Raw genomic sequence first — 25438 nt, forward strand, 5'->3', positions numbered from 1 at the left:
CGGTCGGCCCCGCCGCCGCACGCGCCGCCGTCGAGCGCCCGGGCCAGGAGCCGCTGGTGCTCGCGATGCTGAGCCGGCTCGACTACGAGGCCCTCAAGGCGGCCAGCCCCAACCTGCGGCGCGGCGACCGCCGCGTGGGCGTGCTGCTGCGCGATCCGGCCATGACCGACCAGATCGCGCTGATGAGCGCGGTGCTGCCGCAGAAGCGCCGCGTGGGCGTGGTCGCCACGCCCGAGTCCGAGCCGCTGGTGCGCGAACTGCAGCGCGCCGCGCAAGGCGCCAACCCGGCGTGGGACGTGCATGTCGAGTACGCGCCCGACGCCCGCTCGCTGGCCGCCGCGCTGCGCCTGGTGGTGCCGCAGAGCGACGCGCTGATGGTGCTGCCCGACCTGATCGGCGACAGCCAGGCCGCCACGCTGTCGGTGCTGCGCGCGGGCGCCGGCGCGGGCCTGCCGGTGTTCGGCGCCAGCGAGGGGCTGGTGCGCTCGGGCGGGTTGGCCGCGGCCGTGTCGACACCGTCGCAGCTGGCCCAGCAGGCGCGGCTGCTCGGCCAGAAAGTGGCGAGCGCGGCCACCGGCACCACCACCACCACCAACAACAACGGGCCGCTGGTCGAAGCGGCCACGCCGGCCACCGTGCGCATCAACGCCACCGTGGCGCGCGGACTCGGCCTGCGGCTGCCGGAGGAACGGGAACTGACCGAACGACTCGCGGCGCCCCGATGAGCACCGCACGGCCCTCCGACAGCACGCTGCCCGCCACGGCCGCCTCGGCTGCCATCGCGGGGCCCGTCAGCGTGCCGCCCGAGCTGCCCGGGCCACCGCCCTCTTCTTCATCATCACCGCCCGCGCCGCTGCACACGCTCATCGTGCGCGGCAACCTGCAGAACGACCTGTTCCGCCTGGGCGTGGTGCCGTGCGCGGCAGTGGCGCTGGCGCTCACGGGCTGGTTCACCCACAGCCGGTTGCAGACCCTCGAGGCCGCCTTCGACGCCGAGGGCCAGGCCGTCGCGCGGCAGGTCGCGGCCATGTCCGACCTGAGCCTGTACGCGGGCGACCTGCCGGCGCTGCAGAACGTGGCCAACGCCGCGCTGCGCGGCGGGCAGGTCACGCGCGTGGAGATCAGCAACAGCGCGGGCGTGTACGTCACGGCCGGGCCCAAGACCACGTCGCTCGCGCAGCTGCGCATGTTCACCTCGCCCGTCACGCTGCGCGAAGCCTCGCGCGCCAACGCCTTCGCGCCCGCGGGCTCCACCACGGCGGGCGACACGCCCATCGGCCTGGTGCAGACCTTTCGCGACACCACGGCCTACACGCGCGAACGCAGCCGCTCGCTGATTGCCGGCATCGGCATCGCGCTGGTGGCGCTGCTGGCGGCATGGGCCTCGGTGCGCCACATGGCGCGCACGGTGGCGCGGCCGCTGCGGCGCGTGTCGCGCACCGTCGCCGCGCTGGAGGCCGGGCACTTCGAGGTGCGCTGCGGCGTGGTCGAAGGCGGCACGCGCGGCACGCACGAACTCGCGGTGCTGGCGCACGACATCGACCGCCTCGCCGAGCGCCTGCAGCACAACCGCCAGGTGAGCGAGGAGCGCGTGCGCGAGGCCACCGCCGTGGCGCTGCAGCGCATGGCCGAGGCCGAGCAGGCGGCCCTGTCGCGCGCGCGCTTTCTTGCGGCCGCCAGCCACGACCTGCGCCAGCCGCTGCACGCCATGGGCCTGTTCATCGACGGGCTGCTGCCCGGCGCCTCCGCCACGCAGCGCCCGGCCGTGCTGCGGCTGCAGGAGAGCACCGAGTTCATGGGCGTGCTGCTCGACGACCTGCTCGAGATCTCGCGGCTCGACGCGCAGGTGCTCACGCCCGCGATCACCAAGGTCTCGCTGGCCGCGCTGTTCGACCAGCTCGACGCGCAGCATGCGGCGGCCGCCGTCGAGGCGCGCGTGCGCCTGCGCTGGAGCGACCGCGGCATGGCCGTGCGCACCGACGCGGCGATGCTGCGGCGCATCGTCGGCAACCTCGTGACCAACGCGCTGCGCCATGCGCCCGACGGCGGCACCGTGCTGGTGGCCGCGCGGCGCAGCGACGCCGGCGTGCGCATCGAGGTGCGCGACAACGGCGTGGGCATCGCGCCCATCCACCAGGGCCGCATCTTCGAGGAGTTCTACCAGGTGGCCAACACCGAGCGCGACCGCCGGCGCGGCTTCGGCCTGGGCCTGGCGATCTGCGCGCGCATCGCCACGCTGCTGGGCACGCGCATCGTCGTGCGCTCCGCGCTGCAGGCCGGCAGCACCTTCGCTTTCACGCTGCCCGCCGCGCGCAGCGCCGACGTGGTGCCGGCCGAACCGCCGCCGCTCGCGCCCGCGCCGCTGGCCGGCCTGCGCTGCCTGGTGGTGGACGACGACCCCGCCATCCTCGACGGCAGCCGCACGCTGCTGGCGCAATGGGGCTGCGAGGTCGAGTGCGTGACCACCGGCGCCGAGGCCATCGCGCGGCTGGGCACCGGCGACATCCGCTACGACGCCGTGCTGTGCGACCTGCAACTGGCGGGCGACGGCGACGGCGTGGACGTGATCGACGCCGCCAAGCGCCTGCAGCCCGACGCGCTCGCGGTGCTGGTGTCAGGCGCGACCGGGCCCGAGGTGCTGCAGCGGCTGCGGCAAGGAGGGGTGATGCTGCTGACGAAGCCGGTGGCGCCGGCGAAGCTGCGGGCGCTGCTGACGACGCGGCGGCATGTGTATGCGAGTTGAGGGAGGTGGGTTCGCGACAAACTCGTCGGACGCTCGTTGATCACGCGTCGCTCGCCCCTTGCTCATCATGCAAATCTGTCAGCGTCACATCCACAATGCCGTTGACCCGGGCCTGGTTGGCGTTGTCCAGCCAGGTCCAGCGCACATCGTGCGATGCGATGTCGATGTACTGATCCCTTGGGTTAGGGAAAGGGTGACCTTTCTCGATGTAAGTCATGCGGTCCCAGCGGTTGTACAGCTGGGCCATTGGGTGATCTCTTGGAACCCTGCCGCTCCACACGCCGGTACGTGGACAGGGCATGCTCCCCCGACAGCGCACGTGCGGCTCAGGAACCTGCGTGCTGCGCGCGACGCCTTGGGCGACACGAGGATGGACGGCCGCAGCGGCAGGAATGGCTTCGCCGAGGTACTGCCAGACGGTGCGAGGCGCAACCCTTGCGTACTGGCCCATGCTGGAACGGTCCACCGGCTCGAAGGCTTCGCCCTTGATGTAGCGCTGCGGCACCTGTGACTGCGCCCAGGCCTGCTCATGCGCCCGATAGATCGCGTGCAGCTTCGGCAACCAATAGCCACTGTAGGGAACAAGGGTGCTTGCTTCCACGGCGAGCGGAGGCTGGGACGATGCGCGCAATACATGGCCTTGGGGAATGTGAGCACGGCCCGTGCGTTGTGAGCCCGGAGTGGGTCGGACCGTTGGAATAGGAACCAAGCCCTTGGCTGCATCGATCAGGGTTTCGCGCCGACCGTCCCAGGTTGGCAACTCGGCTGGCGGGAGAGGCAGTACCTTGTCGAGATTGGGGAAGCGCAGGTCCGGGTTGAGTTCAAGAGCGGCCCTCAGTTCCCGGTAGCGATCGGCGCGGGCTGTATCGATTGTGTTACCGGTGAGCGGTTCGATCTCGTCGAAGCTGACGGACAAGTCGCGCGCACAGTCTCTGCTGCCAAATTTCACGCCGTCGTGATAGATCTTCAAGGCCCGTACGTAGTCTTGGTCACCGTTCTTGCGCGACATGGCCAAGAAATAAGCTGCGCTACCGTTCCCCTGGGCAAATCCGCATTCCAGCATTTTTAGGCCAACTTCGCGGTTCCCCCAGAAGCCCTGACTGGGGTTGTCATAGGCCGCATCCAGTTTCTCACCGAGATAGGCCTGCGCGGCCGAACTCCCCATATCCGCCGCCAACTGCCAGAACGCATAGGCCCGGCTGCTATCGCCCTTTACGCCAATGCCACGCTGGTGGTAGATCCCCATCTTGTCAAACGCAGCGGGAACGCCTTTTTTCATCAAACCTTCGACGATCACAACCGCCTGTTCGGTGTCGCGCGTCACGCCCAAGCCTTGCTCATACAGCCCCGCCAAATTCATCGCGGCCTTCCAGTGCCCAAGATCGGCCGCCATCTTCCAAAGCTCGGCCGCTTTGACGTAATCTCGTTTGTCAGGCCACAGATCGTTGCTGGTCACCGCCATCCCTTGCTGAAAAAGTACCTCGGCCTGAGCCGTAATGGGCGGATTCGCATCCGCCTCGTACTTGCACGTGAACTCAGCCTGATGCGGAGAAAAGGCCTTGAGGTTCATGTTGCGCGGAAGATTGATCATGTTGCAAGCGGTCAGATTGGAAATGGCGAAGACAACAGACAGCATCAGGGCGGCCCAGCGATGAAGTACGGTGCAATGCATGCTCATCCCAGTCGAATGCTGCTGCTGCGTTCGTCAAAAAACTTGACGAGGGAGCATGAGAGAGGAGCACCCCTTTTTTTCAAGTCGAAGTTGTCTTGGGCCTCTTTCTCCCAGCGGTCGAACGTCTTTGACATCACCGTTTGATCAGCCGCATCGCCGCCCCCATCGAATTTCTTGGAGTGCTGCTTCCACACTCTCTGTCGCAAATCCTTGGCCTTCTCCGCGTTGTCGCTCGCGATATTGATTTCGCTGTCCACCGCAAAGCTGCGCAGGTTCAGATTGGCGCTGCCCAGCGTGAACATGCTGTCGTCGATGATCATCAGCTTGCTGTGGATGTAGATCTCGCGGTAGCGCTGGGCTCGGGCTTTGTTCAGTTGAGTCGGCAACGGCGGCGGTGTCAGCGGCAGTCCCGGTGACGGCATGGTGCTGCGTCGGCTGGCGGCTTCCGCCTCCTTCAATTCCCTGTCGAACCGTGCCTGATCTTCCTTGCTTTAACGAACGCCGGGTTCCTGGATGCGGTCCACTCGAGGTCATAAGTCCACAGGCTGGCAACCAAGGTGCGCATACCCAGGTTCTTGCCCAATGCGTCGCGCACTGCTTGGCTGTTTTTACCGCCGCTCGCCTCCTTATGGGACTTCGCAATCTCGGACAAAGGCCTCGGCGCAGGAATCAGCAGCGGATCGCGTTGCCGTTGCCGGGCTTTTTGAACGGCTTCATGCTCCCTGATTTCCTCTTCGATCCGCTTGTCCTGCTCAGGCAGGGAGTCACCATGGCCCAGTTCGGTCACGATGTCGTGCGTGCGCGGCACCATGAATCCGTGCTCGGGTGTGGGGGTGACCACCATCACGTGCAGCACAGGCAGCTCGGCCATTGAAACTTTGGCGGCCGCACAACCCTTCACAAAGTCCTGGCGCAGTTGCTTCAGCGCACGCGCCCAATCCGCGTTCTGGAAATACTGGTTCTCGATATAAATGTAGTTGCGCGCGAAGCTACCGGCCTGGTAGTACAGCCGGCTGATGGAGCGCTCGCTGCCTTCCTCGGCAGGCATCGTGCGCAGAATTTGCGCGCGCTGAAACGGAGCGGCGAGGTTCCGGGTCAGGTTCTTGGGAGGGTCCTTCAGATCCAGGGCGCGGCCGTTGATCGCGCTGCCAGCGCCAGAACCTTCCGCTCTGGCTGTGTTCCACGCCTCGGTGAAGTTCTTGCACACGGCTACCACGGCATCGCCTTCCAAGCGACAGACAAAGTCCTGATACGGCTTGAGCGACGGCTGACCCGAACTGCCCGACTCCCAGCCGTTGCCCACGGAGTGATCCTTGTCATCGCCCTCGAAACTTCGGCCGCGCCTGGGGTCGTTAAAGATGTGCTCCTCGGTATCCCAATAGTCGGTCACGGAGTTCAGGCCCATGACGTAGGCGCGAGGGTTGCTGCCTTCGTAGTCGATGACGATGGTTTTCTGGTGATGGGTCGCCACCAATTCGAAGCTGATGCGTTCGGTCGCGTCTGGAGCAACGCCTCGGTCGCTCACCTCACCTTTGAGACTGTTCATCACGGCGTCGTTCACACCGCCTCGCGTGCGCAACGACAGGCCTTCGATCTTGCCGGCCACCGCATCCCGCCACCAGGCGCTGTTGAACATCTCTCGCTTGTCCTGATCGGTGGGCAGATCCCGTGGCGCGAGGATGGGATGAGCAGGATTTCGATGCGGCTGCGCCTCGACCCTGGCACGCACTGCCGGATCTATCACCGGGCTTTGGCGCTCATACTTTCCGACGCTCTTGTAGCCTGGCATGTTGCCGGCGAAGGCACTTCCGAGAGTGTCATGCCACACCAGCAGACGCACCTGAACTTTCCTCTTGCTCTTGTTGAGCTTGCCCTGTGCGGCGTCGCGCAACAAGTCGCCCCAAGTCACCCCGCGCGGCCAATCCTTGACTTCGCGAATCAATTCCATTGCCGGATCAAAACCCCAGAATGCAAGATCGATGGAGTGTTCCGCTGCCTGGATGTCCTCCGCGATGCACTTGAAGCTCTTCTCGCCACAGATATGGACTGTCAGATTGTTGAAGTTGAAAACAGGTGTTTTGTCGTCTTCGCTCTTTTCCAGCTTCCACTGAACGCTGCCGGTTGCTGTGCAACTGACGTCGCTGAGCGGAATCTTGGATTTCTGCTGGGTATCAGGAGGGCTGGACATGAGGAAATCTCCAAGCTTCAAGGTGCGTCCTCACCGCCTTGGCGATGCAGGTAGTGTTGTTGGCGGTCTTTGGGGGCGTCCTGTGCAGCCCGGAAGCCTCGGGCGGAAAGCTTCTGATCAGCGCTCTGAAGCTTCGCGGTGATCGGCAACTCGAATTCATTGCCGTTGGTCAGCTTGACCTTGTAGGCACTGGTGCCTGGCTGATGCTCCTCGATCAGCACCTGCCCGTGCGCATCGGTCACGCCCTTCTTGACCTCGGCTCCGTCCTTGTAAAGGGTGTAGGGTTCCATGGCGATGAGGCGTCCGTCATCGGCATGCGAGCGCAGCACAAAGGTCCGCGCGATCTTTTCGTCTTTGAGGCTGGCGCTGCCGTTCAAAGGGACTGTCGATGCATTCCTCGGACCGGTCATGCTGTGCGTGGCCGCATAGATCCGATGCAGGCCTTGGGTACCGCCCTCGATGCCGTTGGCATCAAGCTTGAAGTAGCTGCCTCCGCCATTGAGCTTCAACGCCTTGCGCGCGGTGATGCTGATGGACTCGGCAGTCTGCGTGATATCGAGCTGAGCCATCACGCGGATGCTGTCTTTCAGCGCCTTGATCTCGACGTCGCCACCGAAGGCGATGAAGCGCATGCCTGCCTTGTAGGCAAAGACACGAACCGCCTGCTTCGCGCTGGCCAGGAACGATTGCCCGGCCACGACGCTGGTGTGCTTGCCGCTGGTGAGCGCGATGTGTTCGCCAGCATGAACGTGCGTGCTCTGTGCGCTGGTACTCCCGATGCCGGCTGGAGACGCCAACACGAGGTGCGGCTCATTCATTTCGGGAAAGCGCCCGGCCTCGGGATTGACCGATTTGTCGGCGCCCTTGATGGCATCGTTCTGCGCTTTCAGCGCATGGGTGACCTGATCCTGATCGCCTGTGTCCTGGGCCTTGGCTTCCTGAGCTGCAGCACCAAGGGACTCGTGCTGATTGCGGCCCTGCGTGAGCCGGGCCACGGTCTCGCTCATGTCGGTGATGTGGCTCTCTGCTCTGGGCCTCGGTTCGGTTGAGATCAACAGGCCATCCTTGGCGCGCAACGCGCCGTGCCCGTCAGTGCGCAACTCAAAGCCCTGGCCCCGCAGGTCTTTGCGCCCGGCATTGTCTTCGACGCGGGCGATGTACCCCAGGCTCAACTGGCTGTGTTGGTGGTCGCTCTTGAGCTGCGCCTGGATGGCGCCTGCAGTGTCGTCCATCAACAAGTGGTTGCTGCGGCCCGCGGCGCTGTTGCCGCCTTCCTTGCTCAGTTCCCGGCTGCGAAAGCCCGAGAGCGCGCTTTGCGCCGGCAACTGCCAAGGCGGCAGGTTCACCTGGTTGTGCACACGCCCCATGCAGATGGGGAGATCAGGATCACCGCCAAAGAAATCGACAACCACTTCCTGGCCGATGCGTGGAACGTGCATGCCGCCCAATTGATTTCCCGCCCACGGCGAACTGACCCTGAGCCAGCAAGTGCTGTGCTGGTTCTTCTGCCCGATCCGGTCCCACGGAAACTGAACCTTGATGCGACCCAGTTCGTCGGTCCAGATGTTCTGCCCTTCGGGGCCGACCACCAACGCAGACTGCGGACCACCTGTGTGAGGCCTGGACCGCGTGGTTTGCGGCCGCAGGGGTTCGGTGACCGGATGCGCCGTGAAGTCCACCTGCACGCGCCATTGCTGCGATCTGTCGGACGCGGCCCCCTTCGCCTGGCTTTCTTGCCCGACGTTCTCGATCCAGAACCGGGTGTCGAGCAAGAGATATTCGGCATTGACCTTCTCGCGCGGATGCTTCGCAAGCTTGAACGTGCGGCCCGGAACCATGCCGCGCAGATTGCCGCTGGCTTGCGCCCGCGCACCGTGGGTGCGCAGCGCCTGCATGCGCAGCAGGGCCAGCAGCCGGCCTTCGGCTTGGGGATCGTTGGCAGCGGCCGTGCCCGCGCGAGGCTGGGCGTAGTGGCTGCCTGCGTTCCCGTCGTGCCATTGGTAGACCTCGCCATCCGGCTGCCCCGTGGGCCTCGGGTCTTTTCGGCCAGCACCCAGTTCAGCCCGTGGCCGGGTGTAGTCGAAGTCGCGCGTCGCATACCGGCCGCTGGTGAGGTGATGGTCCGGAACGAAGCTGTGCACGTACTCCGCATCGATCTTCCAGCCCGGCGCGTGGTACTCGACGTCGCGGTATGCCGCGCTGTCGCCCGGCTTGTAGGCGCCCATGGCATCGGCAAGGACCAGGCGATGCTTGTCTTGCGAATGCTCGTGGTGATAGTTGATGCCCCATTCCTGGCAGAGCCGCTCGAAGAACGCGAAGTCGCTCTCGTTGTATTGCACCTGGAATTCGCGCACCGGGTAGGTCTCGAACAAGCGCTTGTCGACGGGGAAGGCATAGTCGATCAGCAACTCGTCAAGGATCTCCACCACGGTCTTGTTCTGGAAGATCTTGCAGTCGGTGCTGAGCGTTGCAAGATGAAGCCACGGGCGAAGGACCAGCTTGTACTGCACGTTCCGGCCCTCTTCGCCCCAGAACGCGGCATCGGTGATGAGGGCGTTGATCTGGCGCGTGCCGGCGCCCACGCGATCGATGCTTGCGCCTGCGACGCCGGCCTGGAAGGCCCCGGCGCCATCCAGTTCGATCACGCAGGTGATTTCCCGGCCGATGAAACTGTCGAGGTCGAAGTCGGCTGCGTTGCTTGCGCCGAGGTTCAGCGCGTCAGGGGTCTTCAGCAGCAACTCGTATTCGAACAGGCTGTTGATGCCGTCGCGACCCGACAAGCGCACGGGCTCCAACGCAGCTTGGCCCAGCACAAGAGGAATGGCAGGCGAATGAATCGTGAGCGCGCGCGAATGCGTGCCATCGACAACGGACATGGGAGCTCCCTGGCATGCCGATCGCCCGGGTCGGGCGCGGCCTGCGGAAATTATGGGAGGCTGCTTTGCTCGCCCGAAATCGCTTGCAGGTGGTTCCCACGCAAGCGCATTCGCGATGCGTGAAGGATTGCACGTACGCCTGCGTGCTGCGCGCAACCGTGGCTTCTCACCACGGTTTCCACATTGTTAAAGCCCCCGGAGACCCTTGTGCTCAGACCGCCCCAGCCTGCGAAAACTGCCGCCGATAAACCGTCGGCGACACCTTGAACGCCGACAGAAAGTGCTTGCGCAGCGACACCGCCGAGCCAAAGCCCGCGCCCGTCGCCACGCGCTCGACCGGCTGGTCGGTGGTCTCCAGCAGCCGCTGCGCCAGCGCCAGGCGCTGGTTCTGCACCCACTGCCCCACGGTCGTGCCGGTCGATTCCCGAAAGCGCCGCGTGAAGTTGCGCCGGCTCATCAACGCGCGCCGCGCGAGGTCGTCGAGTTCGTGCGGCTTGTCGAGGTGCTGGCCCAGCCATTCCAGCAGCGGTGCGAGGCGGTCGCGCTCGCCGGTGGCGGGCACCGGCTGCTCGATGTACTGCGCCTGCCCGCCCTGCCGGTGCGGCGCCACCACCATGCGGCGCGCGGCGCGGTTGGCTGTTTCGGCGCCGTAGCGCACACGCAGCAGGTGCAGGCAGCAGTCGATGCCCGCGGCCGTGCCGGCGGAGGTGAGCACGCTGCCGTCGTCCACGTACAGCACCTCGGGCTGCAACCGCACCTGCGGGTACTGCCTGGCAAAGGCCGGCGCGAGCTTCCAGTGCGTGGTGGCGGGCCGGCCGTCGAGCAGGCCCGCCTCGGCCAGCACGAAGGCGCCCAGGCACAGCCCGACCACGGTAGCGCCGCGCCGGTGCGCCGCCTGCAGCGCGCGAATCAGCGCGGGCGGCGCGGCGCTGCCGTCGTCGCGCCATGACGGCACCACCACGATCTGCGCGCGCCGGATGGCCTCCAGCCCGTGCGGCACCACCAGCGTGAAGCCCGCGTTGGTTTGCAGCGGGCCCGGCTCGGGCGCGCACACGCGCAGGCTGAAGCGCGGCGCGCCGGTCTCGGTACGGTCTTCGCCGAAGACCATGCAGGGCACGGACAGGTGAAAGGGGCTGATGCCGTCGAAGGCGACGACGGCGATGGTTTCGACGGCTGGCTTGCGCATGGCCCGATCTTATCGATGAATGGCTTCCGGGCCACTGTCGCGAACCGGCCCGAAAGAGAAGAATCGGGCCATCCGAACCCTACGACAAGAGAAGGAGCCTTTCCATGAGCAACACGAACACCGCCCCGCGCCGCGCCCTCGTCGTGATCGACGTGCAGAACGAGTACTTCGAAGGCGGCGGCCTGCCGATCGAGTACCCGCCCATCGACAGCACGCTGCCCAACGTGACCAAGGCGATGGACGCCGCGCACGCCGCCGGCACGCCGGTGGTGGTGGTGCGTCACCATGCACCCAAGGGCGCGCCGGTGTTCCAGGCCGACACGCACAACGGCCAGTTGCATCCCGAGATCGCGAAGCGCCCGCACGACCACCTCGTGACCAAGGCGTTCCCGAGCGTGTTCACCGGCACCGACTTCGCCGACTGGATCGCGCGCAACGGCATCGACACGCTCAGCGTGGCCGGCTACATGACGCAGAACTGCGACGCTTCCACCGTGTTCGAGGCCATGCACCGCGGCCTGGCCGTGGAGTTCCTGGCCGACGCCAGCGGCGCGCTGCCTTACGAGAACGCGGCGGGCAAGGTCAGCGCCGAGGAAATCCACCGCGTCTTCAGCGTGGTGTTCCACAGCAACTTCGCGGCCGTGACGAGCACCGACGCGTGGATCTCGGCGATGCGCGAAGGCCAGGTCATTCCGAAGGACAACGTGGTCATGTCGAACCGCCGCGCGCGCGGCCTCTGAGCGGCGACAGCGGCCGCCGCGTCAGAAGTCCGAGCAGCCGTTGCGCTTCTCGGTGTCGACGCAGCTCGAGAGGTTGGGCCGCGAGCGCACGCGCGACCATTCGCGCGCCAGCACGTCGCCGGCCTGGGCCGCGCGGTCGCCCTCGAGCGGGCCGGTGGCATAGCAGATGGGCGGCGGGCCGATGTTGCGGTCGTACACCCAGGTGCTCGGCAAGTCGCGCAGCGTGTCGGGGCGCGGCAGGTCGGGCAGGCCGCCGACGAACAGGCTGCCGGGCACCACGCGCACCGCATAGCCCTCGGCCGAGGTGAACACGCCGTTGATCGGGTAGGCGCCCTGCGGGCTGCCCGGCAACGCCGGCGAGCTCATGACGCCGAAGAAGCCCCGCCCGGTGTCGCCCAGGATCAACCCGCCGATGCCGTAGCTGAACAGCGGGTTCGGATAGCCGAAGGGCCGGCTCGCGTTGCCGATGACCACCGTGGCCAGCGGCTGCTGCGTGTAGATGAAATGGTTGGCCCCGGCCGGAATGCTCACCGCGCACAGGCCCGAATACGCGCAGTGGTACAAGTTGGGGTAGAGCCCCGAGCCCTGCAGCCCGCCGCGTGTTTCGCCCATCCAGGTGTCGGCCCACACGCGCCACGGCGCGCCGCCGATCGTGTAGCCGCCGAGGTTCTGCAGGCGCGCGCCCGCCACCAGGTCGGTGCCGCTGGTGCTGCTCACGTTGGTGCCCAGCAGCAGGTCGCCGCTCAGCGTGCGCACGAACACCGTGTCGGCCGCCATCGAGGTGGCCGACACGAGCTGGGGCGCATTGCCGGCCGCATCGAAACCGGTGACGGACACCGACCCCAGCTGCACGGTGTCGACATCGACATAGCGGAACGCCCCCGCCGCGCCGCCGCCGACGGTGTCCGCGCTGACGTTGTTGGCCGCCTGGTCGAGCAGCACGCTGGCGCCGGTGGAGCGGGCCATGAGCGTGCCGGCCGTGATCGGCGCGGCGGCGGTCTGCGTGATGTTGCCGCGCGAGAGCAGCCCCAGCGTCGGCGCCGTGAGCGCACCGCCGAGGTTGATGTTGCCGCCGCCGTCGTTCTGCAAGGTGAGCGCCGAAGACAGGCTCAGCGGGCCCACGACATCGATGTCCGCCGCCTGCGCGTTGCTGCCCACCACGATGGTCGGTGCATCGAGCCGCGTGAACTCGGCCGCCGACACCGCGAAGCCGGTGGCCGCCGTGCCGCCGAGCGTGATCGGGTTGGCCGTGCGGTCCACCGCGTTGCCGGTGGCCGCGTCCACGCCGCCGGGGCGCAGGTCGAGCACGCGGGCCGCGCGCACGGCGCCGCCGATGGCCAGCGCGTCGCTCGTGCCGTCGTTGCTCGCGCGCAGCACCACGTCGCGGTTGCTGTTCACCTGCGCGCCCGCGGCGATGTTCACGCCCGTGCCGTTGGCCTGCGACTCGCCCGCGATGTCGATGCTGCCCGCGCCCAGCGTCGTCACCACCGCATTGTTGGCGAGCAGCACGCCGCCCGAGGTGGCGCTGGCCACGCCGGGCGTCACCAGGCCGTGGATGCCGATGTCGCCGTCGGTCGTGCGCAGCAGCGTGTTGCTCAAGTCCACGCCCTGCACCGACACCGGGCCCGTGCTCGCGTCGTTCACGCCGCTGCCCACGCCGACGATGCGGATGTCGCCGCTGGTGGTGAGGATCTGGCTCTGCCCCGTGCCCGCGCCGATGCGCACGCCGGTGCCGCCCGGCGCGGTGCCGGTGATGCTCACGTCGCCGGTGCTGGTCTGGATGCTGACGCCGTTCAGCTGGACCGTCGCGGTGAAGCCCGAGAAGGTCGGCGCGGCGCGCTTGCCCGTGATCTGCACCGAGCCGCCGGGGCCCGCGTCGCCCAGCGCGGTGGTGCGCGTGTCGATCTTCGCGTTGGTCAGCTGGATCGCCTGGGTGCCCGACAGGCTGTTGTCGGCGTTCATCGTGACGTTGCCGCCGTTGGTGTTGATGGTGCCGTTGTAGTTGATCGAGCCGCCCTGCCCGCCCACGCCCGCGTTGAACACCACGTTCAGCGCGCCCGCGTTCGACTGGATCTGCGTGGTGGCGTTGAAGGCGTTGATGCTGTGCGCCGCGTCGAGCTCGAAGGTCAGCGGCGCGCCGCCCACGCTGCGCACGATGGCCGCGTCCTTCGCGAAGGTGATGTTGCCGTCGAACGCGTTGCCGCCGGTGCCGGTGGTGATGGTCACGCTGGTGCCGCCGTCGAGCGCCGCGTTGATGTCGCCGTCCTGGATGGTCGAGTTGGCCAGCGGGTCGAAGGGGTTGCCCGTGAGGCTGCCCGCCGCCGTGCGTGCGCGATGTCGACGTTGAACGGGTCGATCACCCAGCTGCCCGCCGTGCCCATCGGGGCCGAGGCGTCGACGCGCAGGCCCAGCAGCTCGAAGTGCTGCGCCGAGGTCTCGATGCGCCCGCCGTTGCCGCCCGCGCTGCCGCCGCGCGCCGACAGCCGGCCGTAGCCGCGCAGGGTGTCGCCCGCGATCACGTTCACGGTGCCGCCGTTGCCGCTGGCCGAACTGGCGTCGGCGCGCAGGCTGGTGTTGGCGTCGATGGCAATGGCGTTGGTGGCCCGCACGTCGATGCTGCCAGCCTGGCCCGCACCGCCCGCGTCGATGGTGGTCAGGTCGCCGTAGACGTCGCTCACCAGCACGTTGCGCCCGGTGATGGAAACGCTGCCGCCCGCGCCCGTGGTGCTCGAGGTGTCGATCAGCGCGTTGGTGGCGCCCGATGGCACGTCGCCGCGGCTCAGCACGCGCGCCACCGTGACGTCGCCGCCGCGGCCGTCGATCGACACGCGGCCGCTCTCGGCGCGCACCGTCTCGCCGGCCTCCATGGAGAGCGCCACGGCCGAAGGCGCCTGCCCCGGCGTCACCACGCCGCCGTTCACGCCGAAGCCCTGGCCGCCCGCCGTGCCGGCAATCGACACGTCGCGCCCCTTGCCCGCGGTGATGCGGCCGCCGTTGATGGCCACGCCGTCGCCGGCCCCATAGGCGACGCCCGCGCCGCCGTTGGCCGCCCGCGCCGAAGTCATGAAGTCGTCGTTCGCCGTCAGGCCCTGCAGGTCGCTGCCCGTGCCGTCGATGCCCACGCGCCCGCCCGAGGCAATGGTCGCGCCGCGCATGGCCACGCCCGCCGTCACGGCCACCGTCACGTCGGGCGAGGACATGCTGCCGTTGGGCGTGACCACGCTGCCGTACACCGCGCCCGGGTCGTCCGTGGTCCAGCTGCGCGAGCTGCCGGTCACGGTGACGTCGCCCGTGCGCGTGCTCAGCACCGTGGCCTGGTCGTCGGTGTTGGCCAGCAGCACGCCGTTGGCGCCGATGCCGCCCTTGCCGTCGATGGCGATGCCGCCGCCGCCCGTGGCAAGGCTGCTGCCCCGCACCACCACGCCGTCGGAGCTGACGTAGTAGCCGGGCGCGCCCACGGCCTGCTGGCTCACGCCCTGCCCGCGCAGCACGATGACGCCGTTGCCGCCGCATGCGCCCGAACCCGTGGCGCAGGTCGAGAGCGAACTGCCCTCGACGGTGACGCCCGCGACGCCGCTGCTCGGCCCGCCGTCGTTGCTGAAGACGCCGCCCACGGCGCGGCCGGTGTCGGCGTTGCCCTGGCCGTAGAAGCGGATGCTGCCGCCGTTGGTGGCGATGCTCGCGTTGTTCAGCGCGATGCCGCCGCCGACCTCGTTGGCGTCGGCATTGGCGTCGAAGTTCACGTCGAGCGCGCCGGCGGTCGAGGTGATCGACGCGCCGCTGTTCATGGCGATGCCGTTGAGCGAATCCACCGTGAGGCGCGCGTCGCGGCCTTCGGACTTCACGACCTGCACGCCGTCCTGGAACACCACGTCGGAGGTGCCGCCCGTGGCGACACCCGTGCGCAGGTTGACGTCGGTCGCGCGGCCCAGCGTGTTGCCGACGGCCGCCGCGCTCACGCGCGTGCCGTCGGCCGTGCCGCTGCCATAGCCGTTCGCATCGTAGGCGGCCACCTTGCTGTCGACGTTCATCGTGCCGCGCGACAGCAGCGTCCAGCTGCCGTTGGCGCCCGAGGCACCGCCGGCCGCGTCGACGTTCGCGAGCGCGCTCACCTGCAGCAGGTCGCCCGAAGTGGTCACGCTGCCGCCGTTGCCGGTGCCCGCGCCGCGCGCGGAAATGCCGCCCGAGATGTGCGTGAACCCGGCGTCGATGTCGACCTTGCCGCCCGCGCCGTTTGCGCCCGTCGCGTTGGCGGCGATGGTGGCGTCGGGCGCCATGTTCACCGCGTCGACGCCCTTCACCGAGACCGTGCCGCCGCTGCTGCCGCTCGCATTCACGTTGCCGCCGGCCAGGCGGATGTAGTCGCCCCGCGCCGTCACCGAACCGCCCGCCACGCCCGCGTCGCTGCCGCTCGCGTCGATCGTGCCGCCGAGCAGCATCTCGCTCGTGGCCTTGGCCGAATGGCCGGCGTCGAGCACGATCTCGCCGTTGCGCGTGGACAGCGAGCGCGCCTGGATCACGCCGGTCTGGCTCACCACCAGCTGGCGCGCATCGACATCCGCCGCGGCCGCCATCAGCACCACGCGCCCGCCGTCGGCCGTGACCTTGCCGCTGTTCGCGAGCTGCGCGACCGCCGTGGGGTCGGCGCCCTTCAGGTCCGCGAGCTTGAAGGTGGTCTGCCCGTCGGCCGGCACGTTGAAGGTCGTGAGGCCGTCGCCGTCGAAGTCGAGGTTCAGCGTCACCTTGCTGGCCGACACCAGCCCCACCGAGCCGCGCGCCACGTTGATCTCGCCCTCGTTGCGCACCACGCCGCCCAGCAGCGCCACCGTGCCGTTGGGCGAGGTGGTGGTGATCGACGCGCCGCTTTCCACCCGCACCTGCGCCATGCTGCCGCCGGGCCCGACGAAGAGCAGCTGCTCGTTCTTGCCGATGGCCTTGTCTTCGGAGCCGGCGGGCATGAAGTTGCTGTTGGCGATGTCCAGCGTCGAGGCCACCAGCCCGCCCACGCTCACCGACGCCCCTTTGCCGAACACGATGCCGCTCGGGTTGATGAGGAACACGCTGCCGCCCGGCAGATTCGGGTTGCCCGCGAGCGTGGTGCGCAGCGTGCCGTCGATGCGCGAGGCCTGGATGCTCATGCCGTCGCCCACCACGCGGTTCAGCAGCACGGCCGACGTGCTCGGCTGCGAGATGCTCACCACGCCGCCCGCGCCGATCGAGAAGGTCTGCCAGTTGACGATGCCGCGCTGCAGCGGCTGAACGATGTTCATCGCGCCGATGCCCTGCGTCATCGTGACACCGCCGGCAATCGGCATGAAGCCCGAGGGCAGCACCTGCGCCATGGCCGGCGCCACGCCGGCGCACATCAGCGAGAGCGCGAGGGGCCGGAGCTGCAAGCGCTGCAGGCGTTGCTGGCGGCCTTGCGATGATGAGGGTCGGTTGCGTTGCTTCATGGTCAGAACGCCTTGATGAGCTGCACGTACAGGCGCGGGTTGCGCCCTCCGCCGTCGGTCTGCGCGGGCGGCGTGCCGGCGCGCCAGGCGAGCGTGGCGTTGATCGAGAAATTGCCCGGCCGCGACCAGCTCAGGCCCACGCCGTAGCCGCGCAGGCTGTGGCTGTTGATGCCGTCGTAGGGCGTCGGGTTGCGCACGATCTTTCCGTGCGCGGCGTCGTAGAACAAGAAGGGCGTGAGCTCTTCGTTGAACGACCAGCGCCACTCGGCCGTGCCGATCAGGCCCTGGTCGACCAGCAGTTCGCCCGAGGGGTAGGCGCGCACCGCGCGCGCGCCGCCGAGCGCGAGCTTTTCGGAAGCGTCCAGGTTCTTGCTGGCCCACTGCCCGCCCAGCGACAGGTACAGCGAATGGCGCGGAATGATCGACTGCAGCCGCGAGAACTGGAAGCTCAGTTTCGTGAAGCCGCCTTCGGTGTTGTGGCCGGTGATGCTGCGGTCGAAGTCGCGGCTCTCGGCATCGCGGATCGACAGGTTGCCGTGGTACAGCGTGCCCGAGCTGGCCCAGTAGCCGCCGCCCAGCAACTCGTCGCGCCGCTCCCAGGCCCAGCCCAGGCTCAGGCCGTTGACGCGCTTCTTCGAGGTGAAGTCGGCCGCGCGCAGTTCGTCGGTCAGATCCTTCACGTCGACGCCCAGGCGCAGGAACAGGTTCTGCTGGCGCTGGCGGATGAGCGGGTAGCTGAGCGAGAAGTCGAGCACGTTGGCGCGGCCGCGCGCGTCGAGGTCGACGAACTGCCCGCCCAGCTCGTAGCTCACGCGCGACAGGCCGATGCCCGCGCGCAGCCCGCTGGTGCCGATGGGCGCCTCGTAGGCGATGCGGCCGAACTGCAGCGCATTGCTGTCGGACACCATCACGCGCATGTCGAGGTTGTCGCCGATGCCGAACGGGCTGAGCCAGCGCGCGGTGCCGCCCACGCGGTAGCGGCCCGACTCCTTGGTGCCGTGGTTGTCGCCCTCGGCCGTGAAGGCCCAGCGCGGCGCGGGCGCCACTTCGACCGACAGGTCGGTGGTGCCGGCCTGCGTGCCTTCCTGCAGCCCCGAGGACACCTTGACGCCAGGCTGGTCGGACAGCAGCAGCATCGCGCGCTCGTAGGCCGGCGCGCTCACGGCCTCGCCGGGTTGCAGCGGCGCGAGAAAGCCGCGCACGCGCGCCTCGCTGATCGGTGCGTCGGGCGCGACGACGACGTCGACCTTGCCGAGCCGGCCTCGATGACGCTGATCTCGACGACGCCGTCGCGCACGGTCTGCACGGGCACCACGGCCTGCGCGAGGAAGTAGCCGCGCTCCTTGTAGCGTGCGGTGATGGCCTTGGCGAGTTCCTCGAGGTCGGTGAGCGTGACGTCGCGGCCGATGTACGGCGCGGTGATGGACTGCAGTTCTTCGTTGCTCAGCGCCTTGACGCCGTTGAGCCGCAGATCGTTGAGCTTGAAGGTCGCACCGGCGGGGCGCGGCGGTGCCGGCAGGCTTTGCGGCGCGACTGTCGCCGTGGCGGGCGCTTGCGCGAGCGGGCGGTCGCAGGTGCCGCAGGGGTCTTGCGTGGGGAGCAGCGTGTTGGGTTCGGCCTCGGCAGCATATGTGCGCTGCGCCGCGATCAACAACGTGGCGCTGGCCAGGGTCGCAACTGCGAAGGCAGTGGGTGTGAGGCGTTGGCGGGCTTGCATGTCAGTGCCTTGCCTTGTGGGAGGTTGTCGCGGGGAGACGCTGTTCGGGGCGTGTGCACAGGGCACGCTGCTGGTGCTCGCCGATCAACGCCCGCGCTCCTGCAAAACGCTCACGTCGATGGTGTGCTCTGCGCAGCGAAATAAAGGAGGAGCCCGAAGGGCGGGGGACATTCGCGGAGCAGAGCACGCCGTCGGCGTGAGCGCGCCCCGAAGAACAACGCACAGCGCATCGCAAAGAAAAACGAGTGTTCATGTCAGCCCCCCACAGTCAGGCGCCAGTTGCCGATCAGGTTGAACGGCGCCCAGAAGAAGGGATGGGACATCTTGGGGTCCTTCAACACGGCGAGTTGACCGGCCTGCATGGCCTTCTGGATGTCGCGGCCCTTCGCGAGCTCGCCGTAGAGCGTGCTCATGAGCACGGCGGTGGCGTCGTCGGACACGGGCCACAGCGATGCGATCAGGCTCGAGCTTCCGGCGGAGAGAAACGAGCGCGTGAAGCCCAGCACCTCGTCGCCCTGCGCGATGCGCCCGAGGCCCGACTCGCAGGCCGACAACGTGACCAGCGCGGTGCCGTCCATCGGCAGGCCGAGGATCTCGTGGGCCTCCAGGAAATTCTGCTTGCCGCCCTCGTTGGCCAGCAGGATGCGCGAATACAGCGGGTCGACCGCATCGGCCTCCGCGTGCGCCGCCACGTGCATCAGCGGCGCGCGCGAGGCCACGTCGCGGAACTGGGTCTTGGTGGCGGCCGCGCCCATGTACACCGTGTTGCGCGGGAACAGCTGCGCGAGCTGCTTCACCTCGGTCTCGGCGCCGGGCAGGTCGTACTTGTCCTCGATGCGCGGATTGCCGAAGGCCGTGAGCGACGCGTTCACGCGCGGCGTGCGCTGCGCGAGCTGCACCGCGATGCTGATCGAAGGCGCCACGGCCACCGGGTGCGTCTCGATGACGTAGCGGCCATCGAGCCGCAACGCCTGGAACGGCAGGTAATGCAGCGGCCCGTGCGGCACCACGATCAGCCGCTGGCCCGGCGCCAGGCCGAGCGGGCCGAGCAGCGCGGCGCCGAGCTTGTCGGCGTTGGTGACGGCCGTGCGGCGGCCGCGCACGATGGAGTTGCGAAAGGTCTCGACCAGCTCGTTGAGCTCGTCGCGCTTCACGGCCACCGTCTTCTCGGCGATGCTGTTCGAACTCACGACCCACACCACCAGGCGGTCGGGCAGCGAGTGGAACTGCACCACGCGCTCGTCGGGCGCCAGCGTGGCCTGCAGCGCGGCCAGGTCGATGGTGTTGGCGGCCTGTGCGTTGATCTTGGCGCGACCGCGCACCGCGTCGAGCAGCGCGCGCGAGCGGCTGTGCTCGCTCACCTCGAAGGCCTGGCGCGCATCGCCGGCGTCGCTGTAGATCGACACGCCGCGCTCGAACACCGACTGCAGGTCGGAGAACAAGCCCATCTTGAATTCTTCGCTGCGGAACCTGGCACGCACCTTGTCGACGTCGCCGAGCGCGCGGCCCACGGCTTCGGCCGCGGCCTGCTTCTGGCCCAGCGCGAGTTCGCTGCGCGCCACGCCGTCCCAGGCCCAGAGGCGGTAGTACTCGGTGTCGGTGCCGACCTGGCGCGCGGTGAGCGCGCGATAGGCATCGCGCGCCTCGGCCGGCTTGTTCTCGGCCAGCAGCAGGCGGGCGCGCGTGCGGTCCAGTTGCGCCGTGAGCGGCGCGTCCTTCGGCGGCGCCATGGTGCCGAGCACTTCGCGTGCCCGCGCGGCGTCGCCCGACTCGATCAGCGCGTTGACCAGCGAGGCCTGCACCAGCGGCGCATAGCGCGCCGAGCTGTTGGCCAGCGCTTCGTCGTAGCTGAGCACCGCGCCGGAGAAATCGCCTCGCCGCGTGCGCACGTCGCCGATCACCTTCTGCACCGGGCCGACCACCAGCTTGGGGTCGCGGGCCTGATGGCGCAGCGCCTCGCGCGCGAACTCCTCGGCCTTTTCGAGCTGGCCCGAATAGCTGTAGACGATGGCCAGGTCGCGATTGGCCATCGCCATCAGGTTCGGGTCATTGGTGGCGTTGGCCAGGTGCAGCGCCTTGCTCGCGGCGCGCACGCTCTGGCGGAACTCGCCGGCCTCGGCCAGCGCGACGGCCTGGCTGCAGTACTGGTAGCCGGAGAGCTTGACGCTGTCCTGCCCGTAGAGCACCGCGCCTTCGCTGGTCAGGGCGAGCAGCGTGTCGGTGTCGGCGAGGCGGGCCTGCTCCATCCTGTCGGCGGCGGCTTCAGCGCTCGACACGGCCTGGGCCCGTGGCTGCTGTTGCTGCTGCTGTTGCTGCGCCGACACCGGGGGCTGAAGCCCAGGACAGGAAGAACACCCGCAAGACCGAGCGCCATTGCCAGGCTCGCGCGACAACGCGCCGGACGCTCCCATCCCCATCTGGAAAACCAAGCCATTGGACCCCCGCGTCGGGCCTCGCCCACCCGCAGGAAGCGGGCGGCCGACGCCTCGGAAGTGGGCGCCGTTCAGGCCTCGGGGCGGAGTCTAGGAGGGGGGCTTTGCCGCGCCTATTCGCAATACGGTCTAGCGCAAAAGGACTAAGCGCGAGGGCATGGGGCGGGCGCGTTGAATACATCACGGACGAAGGGCGCAAGAGCGGCCCGGGTGACGATTGTTTGCAGTACCCGCGAGGCGCGGCCAGCACACTGCTTCGACCTTGTTGCCTTCCCTGTCGATTTCTTCAGCCGGCTTTGCGAAGAATGGGGATGAGCTATCACTTCGAGCATGCACAAGTCGGCGTGCTTGCCCTCAATCCGCAAGTGGAGTTCATATGTTGATCATCGTGTCTTGGTTCGTGCTGGCGCTCGGCATCGTGCATTGCGTGCTCGGACTCGTCGTTTTCAGGAAACCGATCGCTGCTGCGTTAGGCGAGGGTCTGGTCGACAGGTTTTCCGGCATCCCCGAAAGGCGGGTGGCCTTCTGGTTCACCATCTTCGGCCCATTGCTGATCATGAGCGGGCACATAGCCGTGCTTGCCACGCAAGACGGCAATCTAGCGCTATTGCGCGTCGTCGGGGTCTATCTGCTGGTGGTTTCGGCGCTGGGCGCGGTGGCCCTGCCAAAGTCACCGTTCTCGGTCACGATCGTCCTTGCTGCCCTGCTCGTAGCAGGCAGCTTTGGCTGGCTCGCCTGATCGGATTACCTGCGACCGATCTGGAAGAACTCTTCTCGACAGTCGGGCATCGACGTCTCCGCTCACGGAATCACTCAAGCCGGCACCGCATCGATATTGACCCGATCCCAATGCCGGTGCTTCGCAATCGCCGCGATGAAGTCGTTCGCCACCTGCGTCGCCGCCGTCGCATCGCCCATGTTCGTGACCGGCGTTGCCGCCACCACCACGCCCGCGGGTGCATCGGCGGGCTGCATGTCCGCGGCAATGCCCAATGTCGACAGCAGTTGCACGCCCTCGCCCACGGTGCAGATCGCCTTGCAATGCTTGTAGGCCTCGAGCACGAAGTGCACCGCGTCGCCGATGCCGGCCATCGCGGCGGCGCTGTCGCTGCCCGCGGGCACCAGCACCGCGTCGAACATCACCGAAGGCGTGTTCGCGAACGTCATGTCGACGTCGATCTGCCGCTTCGACGCGCTGGCGACGGTGCCCAGCCTCGGGCCCACGATCTTGCATTGCGCGCCGGCCTGTTCGAGCGCGTCGCGAATCGGCTTCAGCGAGGCCGAGTCGACACCGTCGGCCACGAGGATCGCGATCTTGCGCGTGCGGATGGAGCCGTCGCCGGTGTCGGCCATGCTGAGCGCGGGCGACTCGTCGATGGGCAGCGACATGCGGTGCTCGCGAAAGCCCGCGCGCCCCGCCGCGGCCTTGGCGTCGGGTTCGCCGATGCCCAGCGGCTCGGCCACGCGGCGCGCGAGTTTCTCGTCGACGTGCGCCAAGTTGTCGACCATGCGCTGGCGAATGGCGGGCACCTCCAGCTTCGACAGCTCGAAGCGGAAGGCCGCGATGATGTGCTCCTTCTCGGCCGCGCTCTGGCTGTTGAAGAACAGCCGCGCCTGGGTGAAGTGGTCGTCGAACGACGCGCTGCGCCGGCGCACCTTGGGCGGGTCGATCTCCTCGGGGAACGACTGGAAGCCGTGGCTGCCGCCGTCCACGCGAAACTCGGTGCCGCTGCCCAGCGTGTTGGGCTCGTAGGCCACCTGGCCGCGCGCGATGGTCTGGCGGTGCATGCCGTCGCGCTGCATGTTGTGGAAGAGGCACACACCCTTGTTGATCGGCAGCTCGTGAAAGTTGGCGCCGCCCAGCCGCGAGATCTGCGTGTCGGTGTACGAGAACAGCCGGCCCTGCAGCAGCGGGTCGTTGCTGAAGTCGATGCCGGGCACCACGTGGCCCGGGTGGAAGGCCACCTGCTCGGTCTCGGCAAAGAAGTTGTCGGGGTTGCGGTTGAGCACCAGCCGGCCGATCTTCTGCACCGGCACCATCTCTTCGGGAATGAGCTTGGTGGGGTCGAGCAGGTCGAAGCCGAGCGAGTGTTCCTTGTCCTGCGGAATCATCTGCACGCCAAGCTCCCATTCAGGGAAGTCGCCGTTCTCGATGGCTTCCCACAGGTCGCGGCGGTGAAAGTCCGCGTCCTTGCCGGCGATCTTTTGCGCCTCGTCCCACACCAGGCCGTGAATGCCGAGCTTGGGCTTCCAGTGGAACTTCACGAAGTGGCTTTCGCCGCGGCTGTTGATGAAGCGGAAGGTGTGAACGCCGAAGCCTTCCATCATGCGCAGGCTGCGCGGAATGGCACGGTCGCTCATGGCCCACATCAGCATGTGGGTGCTCTCGGGCATGAGCGAGGCGAAGTCCCAGAAGGTGTCGTGCGCGCTCGCAGCCTGCGGCATCTCGTGGTGCGGTTCGGGCTTGACGGCGTGGATGAGGTCGGGGAACTTCATCGCGTCCTGGATGAAGAACACCGGAATGTTGTTGCCCACGAGGTCGTAGTTGCCCTCGCGCGTGTAGAACTTGACGGCGAAGCCGCGCACGTCGCGCACCGTGTCGGCGGATCCGCGCGAGCCGGCCACGGTCGAGAAGCGCACGAAAACGGGCGTCTTCTGGTCGGGGTCTTGCAAGAAATCGGCGCAGGTGAACTGCGACATCGACTTGTAGACCTGGAAGTAGCCATGCGCGGCCGAACCGCGCGCATGCACGGCGCGCTCGGGAATGCGCTCGTGGTCGAAGTGCGTGATCTTCTCGCGCAGGATGAAGTCTTCGAGCAGCGTGGGCCCGCGCACACCCGCCTTCAGCGAGTTGTGGTTGTCGGGAATCTGCAGGCCCTGGTTGGTGGTCAGGGTCGTCGGATGCTCGACGGTAAAGCTTTCGAGCTGCTGCTGCTTGGCGTTGCTGCCGTCGCCCGCCTTGCTGCCGGCGCTCGTGCGGCGGCCGGCGGCGGCCTTGTTCTGTGGCGTCATCGGGGATCTGCTGGAATCTTTCATGGGGAGGGCGCTCAGCCCATTTCGTTGTTGTCCAGGAACATGTCGAGCACGTTCACCAGAGCGATCAGGCAAATGCATCCGGCCACCGCGGCCACGGCCCAGACGAGGATCTCGTCTCCCCATGCACCGGTGAGCGAGTCGAACAGCGTTGAAAACTCCATGATTCCCTCCAAGGAACAAGCACACGGACAGACATCGAATGCCAGGACGCAAGCGAAATGCAAGGTTATGTTTCGCGCGGCCCGCGACCCGTAGTGGCCGCCCTCCCCCCTTTGTGGGAGAACAAGCGCGTGCGCGGTAGGAGCGCACCGACAGCGCATCGCGGCGGCCTACGGCGGTTTGCGTCGACCGGCCGTGCGGCGTGGCCGAGTTCGTCGCATAGCATGGAACCAAGGTGGCACTCATCGTGCTTGCTTTCCTTTTTGTGTCTCGCGCACCGGGCGCACCGCCCGGATCACCCCAGGGAAGAAAGAAAGAAAGAAAACGCCATGCAGATCAGGATCGGCTTCGACATAGAGCTCGGTGTCACCGCCCCCACGGCGTTGATCTACATGCTGCAGGTGCACCCGTCGCGCGCCGCCGACGTGCAGGGCGGCGAGCACATCACCATCAGCCCGCCGCTGGCGACCGACCACTACGCCGACAGCTTCGGCAACCAATGCGCGCGCGTGCACGTGCCGCTGGGCGTGAGCAAGGTGCGGCTGCGCAACCACGCAACGGTGTACGACACCGGCTGGCCCGACGCGGTCGACTTCGGCGCCGTGGAGCACGCGGCCGCCGACCTGCCGGTGGACACGCTGCCCTTCGTGCTGCCCAGCCGCTACTGCGAGGTCGACAGCGAGCTGCTGCAGTTCGCCTGGGCCAATTTCCTGAACGTGACGCCGGGCTGGTCGCGCGTGCAGGCGATCTGCGACTTCGTGCACCGGCACCTGCGCTTCGACTACCAGAGCGCGCGCGCCACGCGCACCGCGCTGGAGGGGTATCGCGAAGGCACGGGCGTGTGCCGCGACTTCGCGCACCTGGCGATCACGCTGTGCCGCTGCATGAACATTCCGGCGCGCTACGTGACGGGCTACCTTGGCGATATCGGCATTCCGCCGGTGCGCTCTCCGATGGATTTCAGCGCGTGGTTCGAGGTGTACCTGGGCAACCGCTGGCACACCTTCGACGCGCGACACAACACGCCGCGCATCGGGCGCGTGGTGATTGCACGGGGGCGTGACGCGGCGGACGTGCCGATCACGATGATGTTCGGGGCGAACACGCTGGAGCGCTTCGATGTGACGACGGAGGAAGTGCTGCAGTAGGCTTTGGTTTTGCTCCTTCCCCTTCCGGGGGAAGGTTGGGATGGGGGCAGCACCCAACGAGCGCTGCTCGGTGGTCGAGGCCGTCGTG

Annotated in this window: 17 protein-coding genes; 5 read left to right on the forward strand and 12 right to left on the reverse strand. The window is 67.8% G+C overall.

Annotated elements, in window-relative coordinates:
- Window positions 1-725, forward strand: a 725-nt coding sequence (locus BMG07_RS29070; RefSeq protein ID WP_198087452.1) for an ABC transporter substrate-binding protein, incomplete at its 5' end; no start/stop codon positions are given.
- Window positions 722-2743 (forward strand): ATP-binding protein, encoded by a 2022-nt coding sequence (locus tag BMG07_RS29075; RefSeq protein ID WP_269759510.1) that lies wholly within the window; start codon window positions 722-724, stop codon window positions 2741-2743. The genes BMG07_RS29070 and BMG07_RS29075, both read left to right, overlap by 4 nt.
- A gap of 40 nt (window positions 2744-2783) precedes the next feature.
- Here BMG07_RS29075 and BMG07_RS29080 read toward each other — a convergent pair whose 3' ends face one another.
- The 5 genes from BMG07_RS29080 to BMG07_RS29100 form a co-directional block, all read right to left on the reverse strand.
- Window positions 2784-4421, reverse strand: coding sequence for a DUF6396 domain-containing protein (locus BMG07_RS29080; protein ID WP_269759511.1), 1638 nt, complete (start codon window positions 4419-4421; stop codon window positions 2784-2786).
- On the reverse strand, window positions 4418-4873 hold the full coding sequence (locus tag BMG07_RS29085) for a phospholipase D-like domain-containing protein (protein ID WP_269759512.1): 456 nt from the start codon (window positions 4871-4873) through the stop codon (window positions 4418-4420). The genes BMG07_RS29080 and BMG07_RS29085 overlap by 4 nt, the downstream gene beginning before the upstream one ends.
- Window positions 4870-6603: a phosphatidylserine/phosphatidylglycerophosphate/cardiolipin synthase family protein gene (locus tag BMG07_RS29090; RefSeq protein WP_198087453.1), complete on the reverse strand. Its 1734-nt coding sequence runs from the start codon at window positions 6601-6603 to the stop codon at window positions 4870-4872. Before BMG07_RS29090 ends, BMG07_RS29085 begins: the two co-directional genes overlap by 4 nt.
- 17 nt (window positions 6604-6620) lie before the next feature.
- Window positions 6621-9479 carry a type VI secretion system Vgr family protein gene (locus BMG07_RS29095; protein ID WP_198087454.1) on the reverse strand — a complete coding sequence of 953 codons (2859 nt, stop codon included), beginning with the start codon at window positions 9477-9479 and terminating at the stop codon, window positions 6621-6623.
- Window positions 9480-9690: 211 nt separating this feature from the next.
- Window positions 9691-10665 carry a GlxA family transcriptional regulator gene (locus BMG07_RS29100; RefSeq protein ID WP_198087455.1) on the reverse strand — a complete coding sequence of 325 codons (975 nt, stop codon included), beginning with the start codon at window positions 10663-10665 and terminating at the stop codon, window positions 9691-9693.
- A gap of 104 nt (window positions 10666-10769) precedes the next feature.
- On the opposite strand from BMG07_RS29100, the gene BMG07_RS29105 reads away from it, so the two are divergent.
- Window positions 10770-11405, forward strand: coding sequence for a cysteine hydrolase family protein (locus tag BMG07_RS29105; RefSeq protein ID WP_198087456.1), 636 nt, complete (start codon window positions 10770-10772; stop codon window positions 11403-11405).
- Window positions 11406-11426: 21 nt separating this feature from the next.
- Here BMG07_RS29105 and BMG07_RS44385 read toward each other — a convergent pair whose 3' ends face one another.
- From BMG07_RS44385 to BMG07_RS29120, 5 genes are all read right to left on the reverse strand, one after another.
- Entirely contained in the window at window positions 11427-13631 is a 2205-nt protein-coding gene (locus tag BMG07_RS44385; RefSeq protein ID WP_307867116.1) for an MBG domain-containing protein, read from the reverse strand.
- Window positions 13628-16858 (reverse strand): filamentous hemagglutinin N-terminal domain-containing protein, encoded by a 3231-nt coding sequence (locus tag BMG07_RS43030; protein ID WP_269759513.1) that lies wholly within the window; start codon window positions 16856-16858, stop codon window positions 13628-13630. Before BMG07_RS43030 ends, BMG07_RS44385 begins: the two co-directional genes overlap by 4 nt.
- 2 nt (window positions 16859-16860) lie before the next feature.
- Window positions 16861-18060 carry a ShlB/FhaC/HecB family hemolysin secretion/activation protein gene (locus BMG07_RS29115; protein WP_307867117.1) on the reverse strand — a complete coding sequence of 400 codons (1200 nt, stop codon included), beginning with the start codon at window positions 18058-18060 and terminating at the stop codon, window positions 16861-16863.
- Window positions 18018-18575, reverse strand: a complete 558-nt coding sequence (locus tag BMG07_RS43035) for a POTRA domain-containing protein (RefSeq protein ID WP_269759514.1) — start codon at window positions 18573-18575, stop codon at window positions 18018-18020. Before BMG07_RS43035 ends, BMG07_RS29115 begins: the two co-directional genes overlap by 43 nt.
- A gap of 254 nt (window positions 18576-18829) precedes the next feature.
- The gene (locus BMG07_RS29120) at window positions 18830-20899 is read right to left on the reverse strand and encodes a CHAT domain-containing protein (protein WP_374221340.1); all 2070 of its coding nucleotides are present in this window, start codon (window positions 20897-20899) and stop codon (window positions 18830-18832) included.
- 484 nt (window positions 20900-21383) lie between these two features.
- Here BMG07_RS29120 and BMG07_RS29125 point away from each other — a divergent pair, with 484 nt between their 5' ends.
- Window positions 21384-21746 (forward strand): DUF6463 family protein, encoded by a 363-nt coding sequence (locus BMG07_RS29125; RefSeq protein ID WP_198087457.1) that lies wholly within the window; start codon window positions 21384-21386, stop codon window positions 21744-21746.
- Between the two features lie 74 nt (window positions 21747-21820).
- On the opposite strand, the gene katE is transcribed toward BMG07_RS29125, so the two are convergent.
- A complete protein-coding gene (gene katE / locus BMG07_RS29130; RefSeq protein ID WP_269759515.1) occupies window positions 21821-24019 on the reverse strand; it encodes a catalase HPII in 2199 nt (732 codons plus the stop codon).
- A 35-nt stretch (window positions 24020-24054) separates the two neighbouring features.
- On the reverse strand, window positions 24055-24204 hold the full coding sequence (locus BMG07_RS29135; protein ID WP_172839840.1) for a hypothetical protein: 150 nt from the start codon (window positions 24202-24204) through the stop codon (window positions 24055-24057).
- A 327-nt stretch (window positions 24205-24531) separates the two neighbouring features.
- On the opposite strand from BMG07_RS29135, the gene BMG07_RS29140 reads away from it, so the two are divergent.
- Complete coding sequence (locus BMG07_RS29140) at window positions 24532-25350, forward strand: transglutaminase family protein (protein WP_198087459.1); 819 nt, start codon at window positions 24532-24534, stop codon at window positions 25348-25350.
- Window positions 25351-25438 lie beyond the last annotated feature (88 nt).

Source organism: Variovorax sp. E3, from assembly GCF_016082275.1.
In the GTDB taxonomy this organism is placed as follows: Bacteria; Pseudomonadota; Gammaproteobacteria; order Burkholderiales; family Burkholderiaceae_C; genus Variovorax.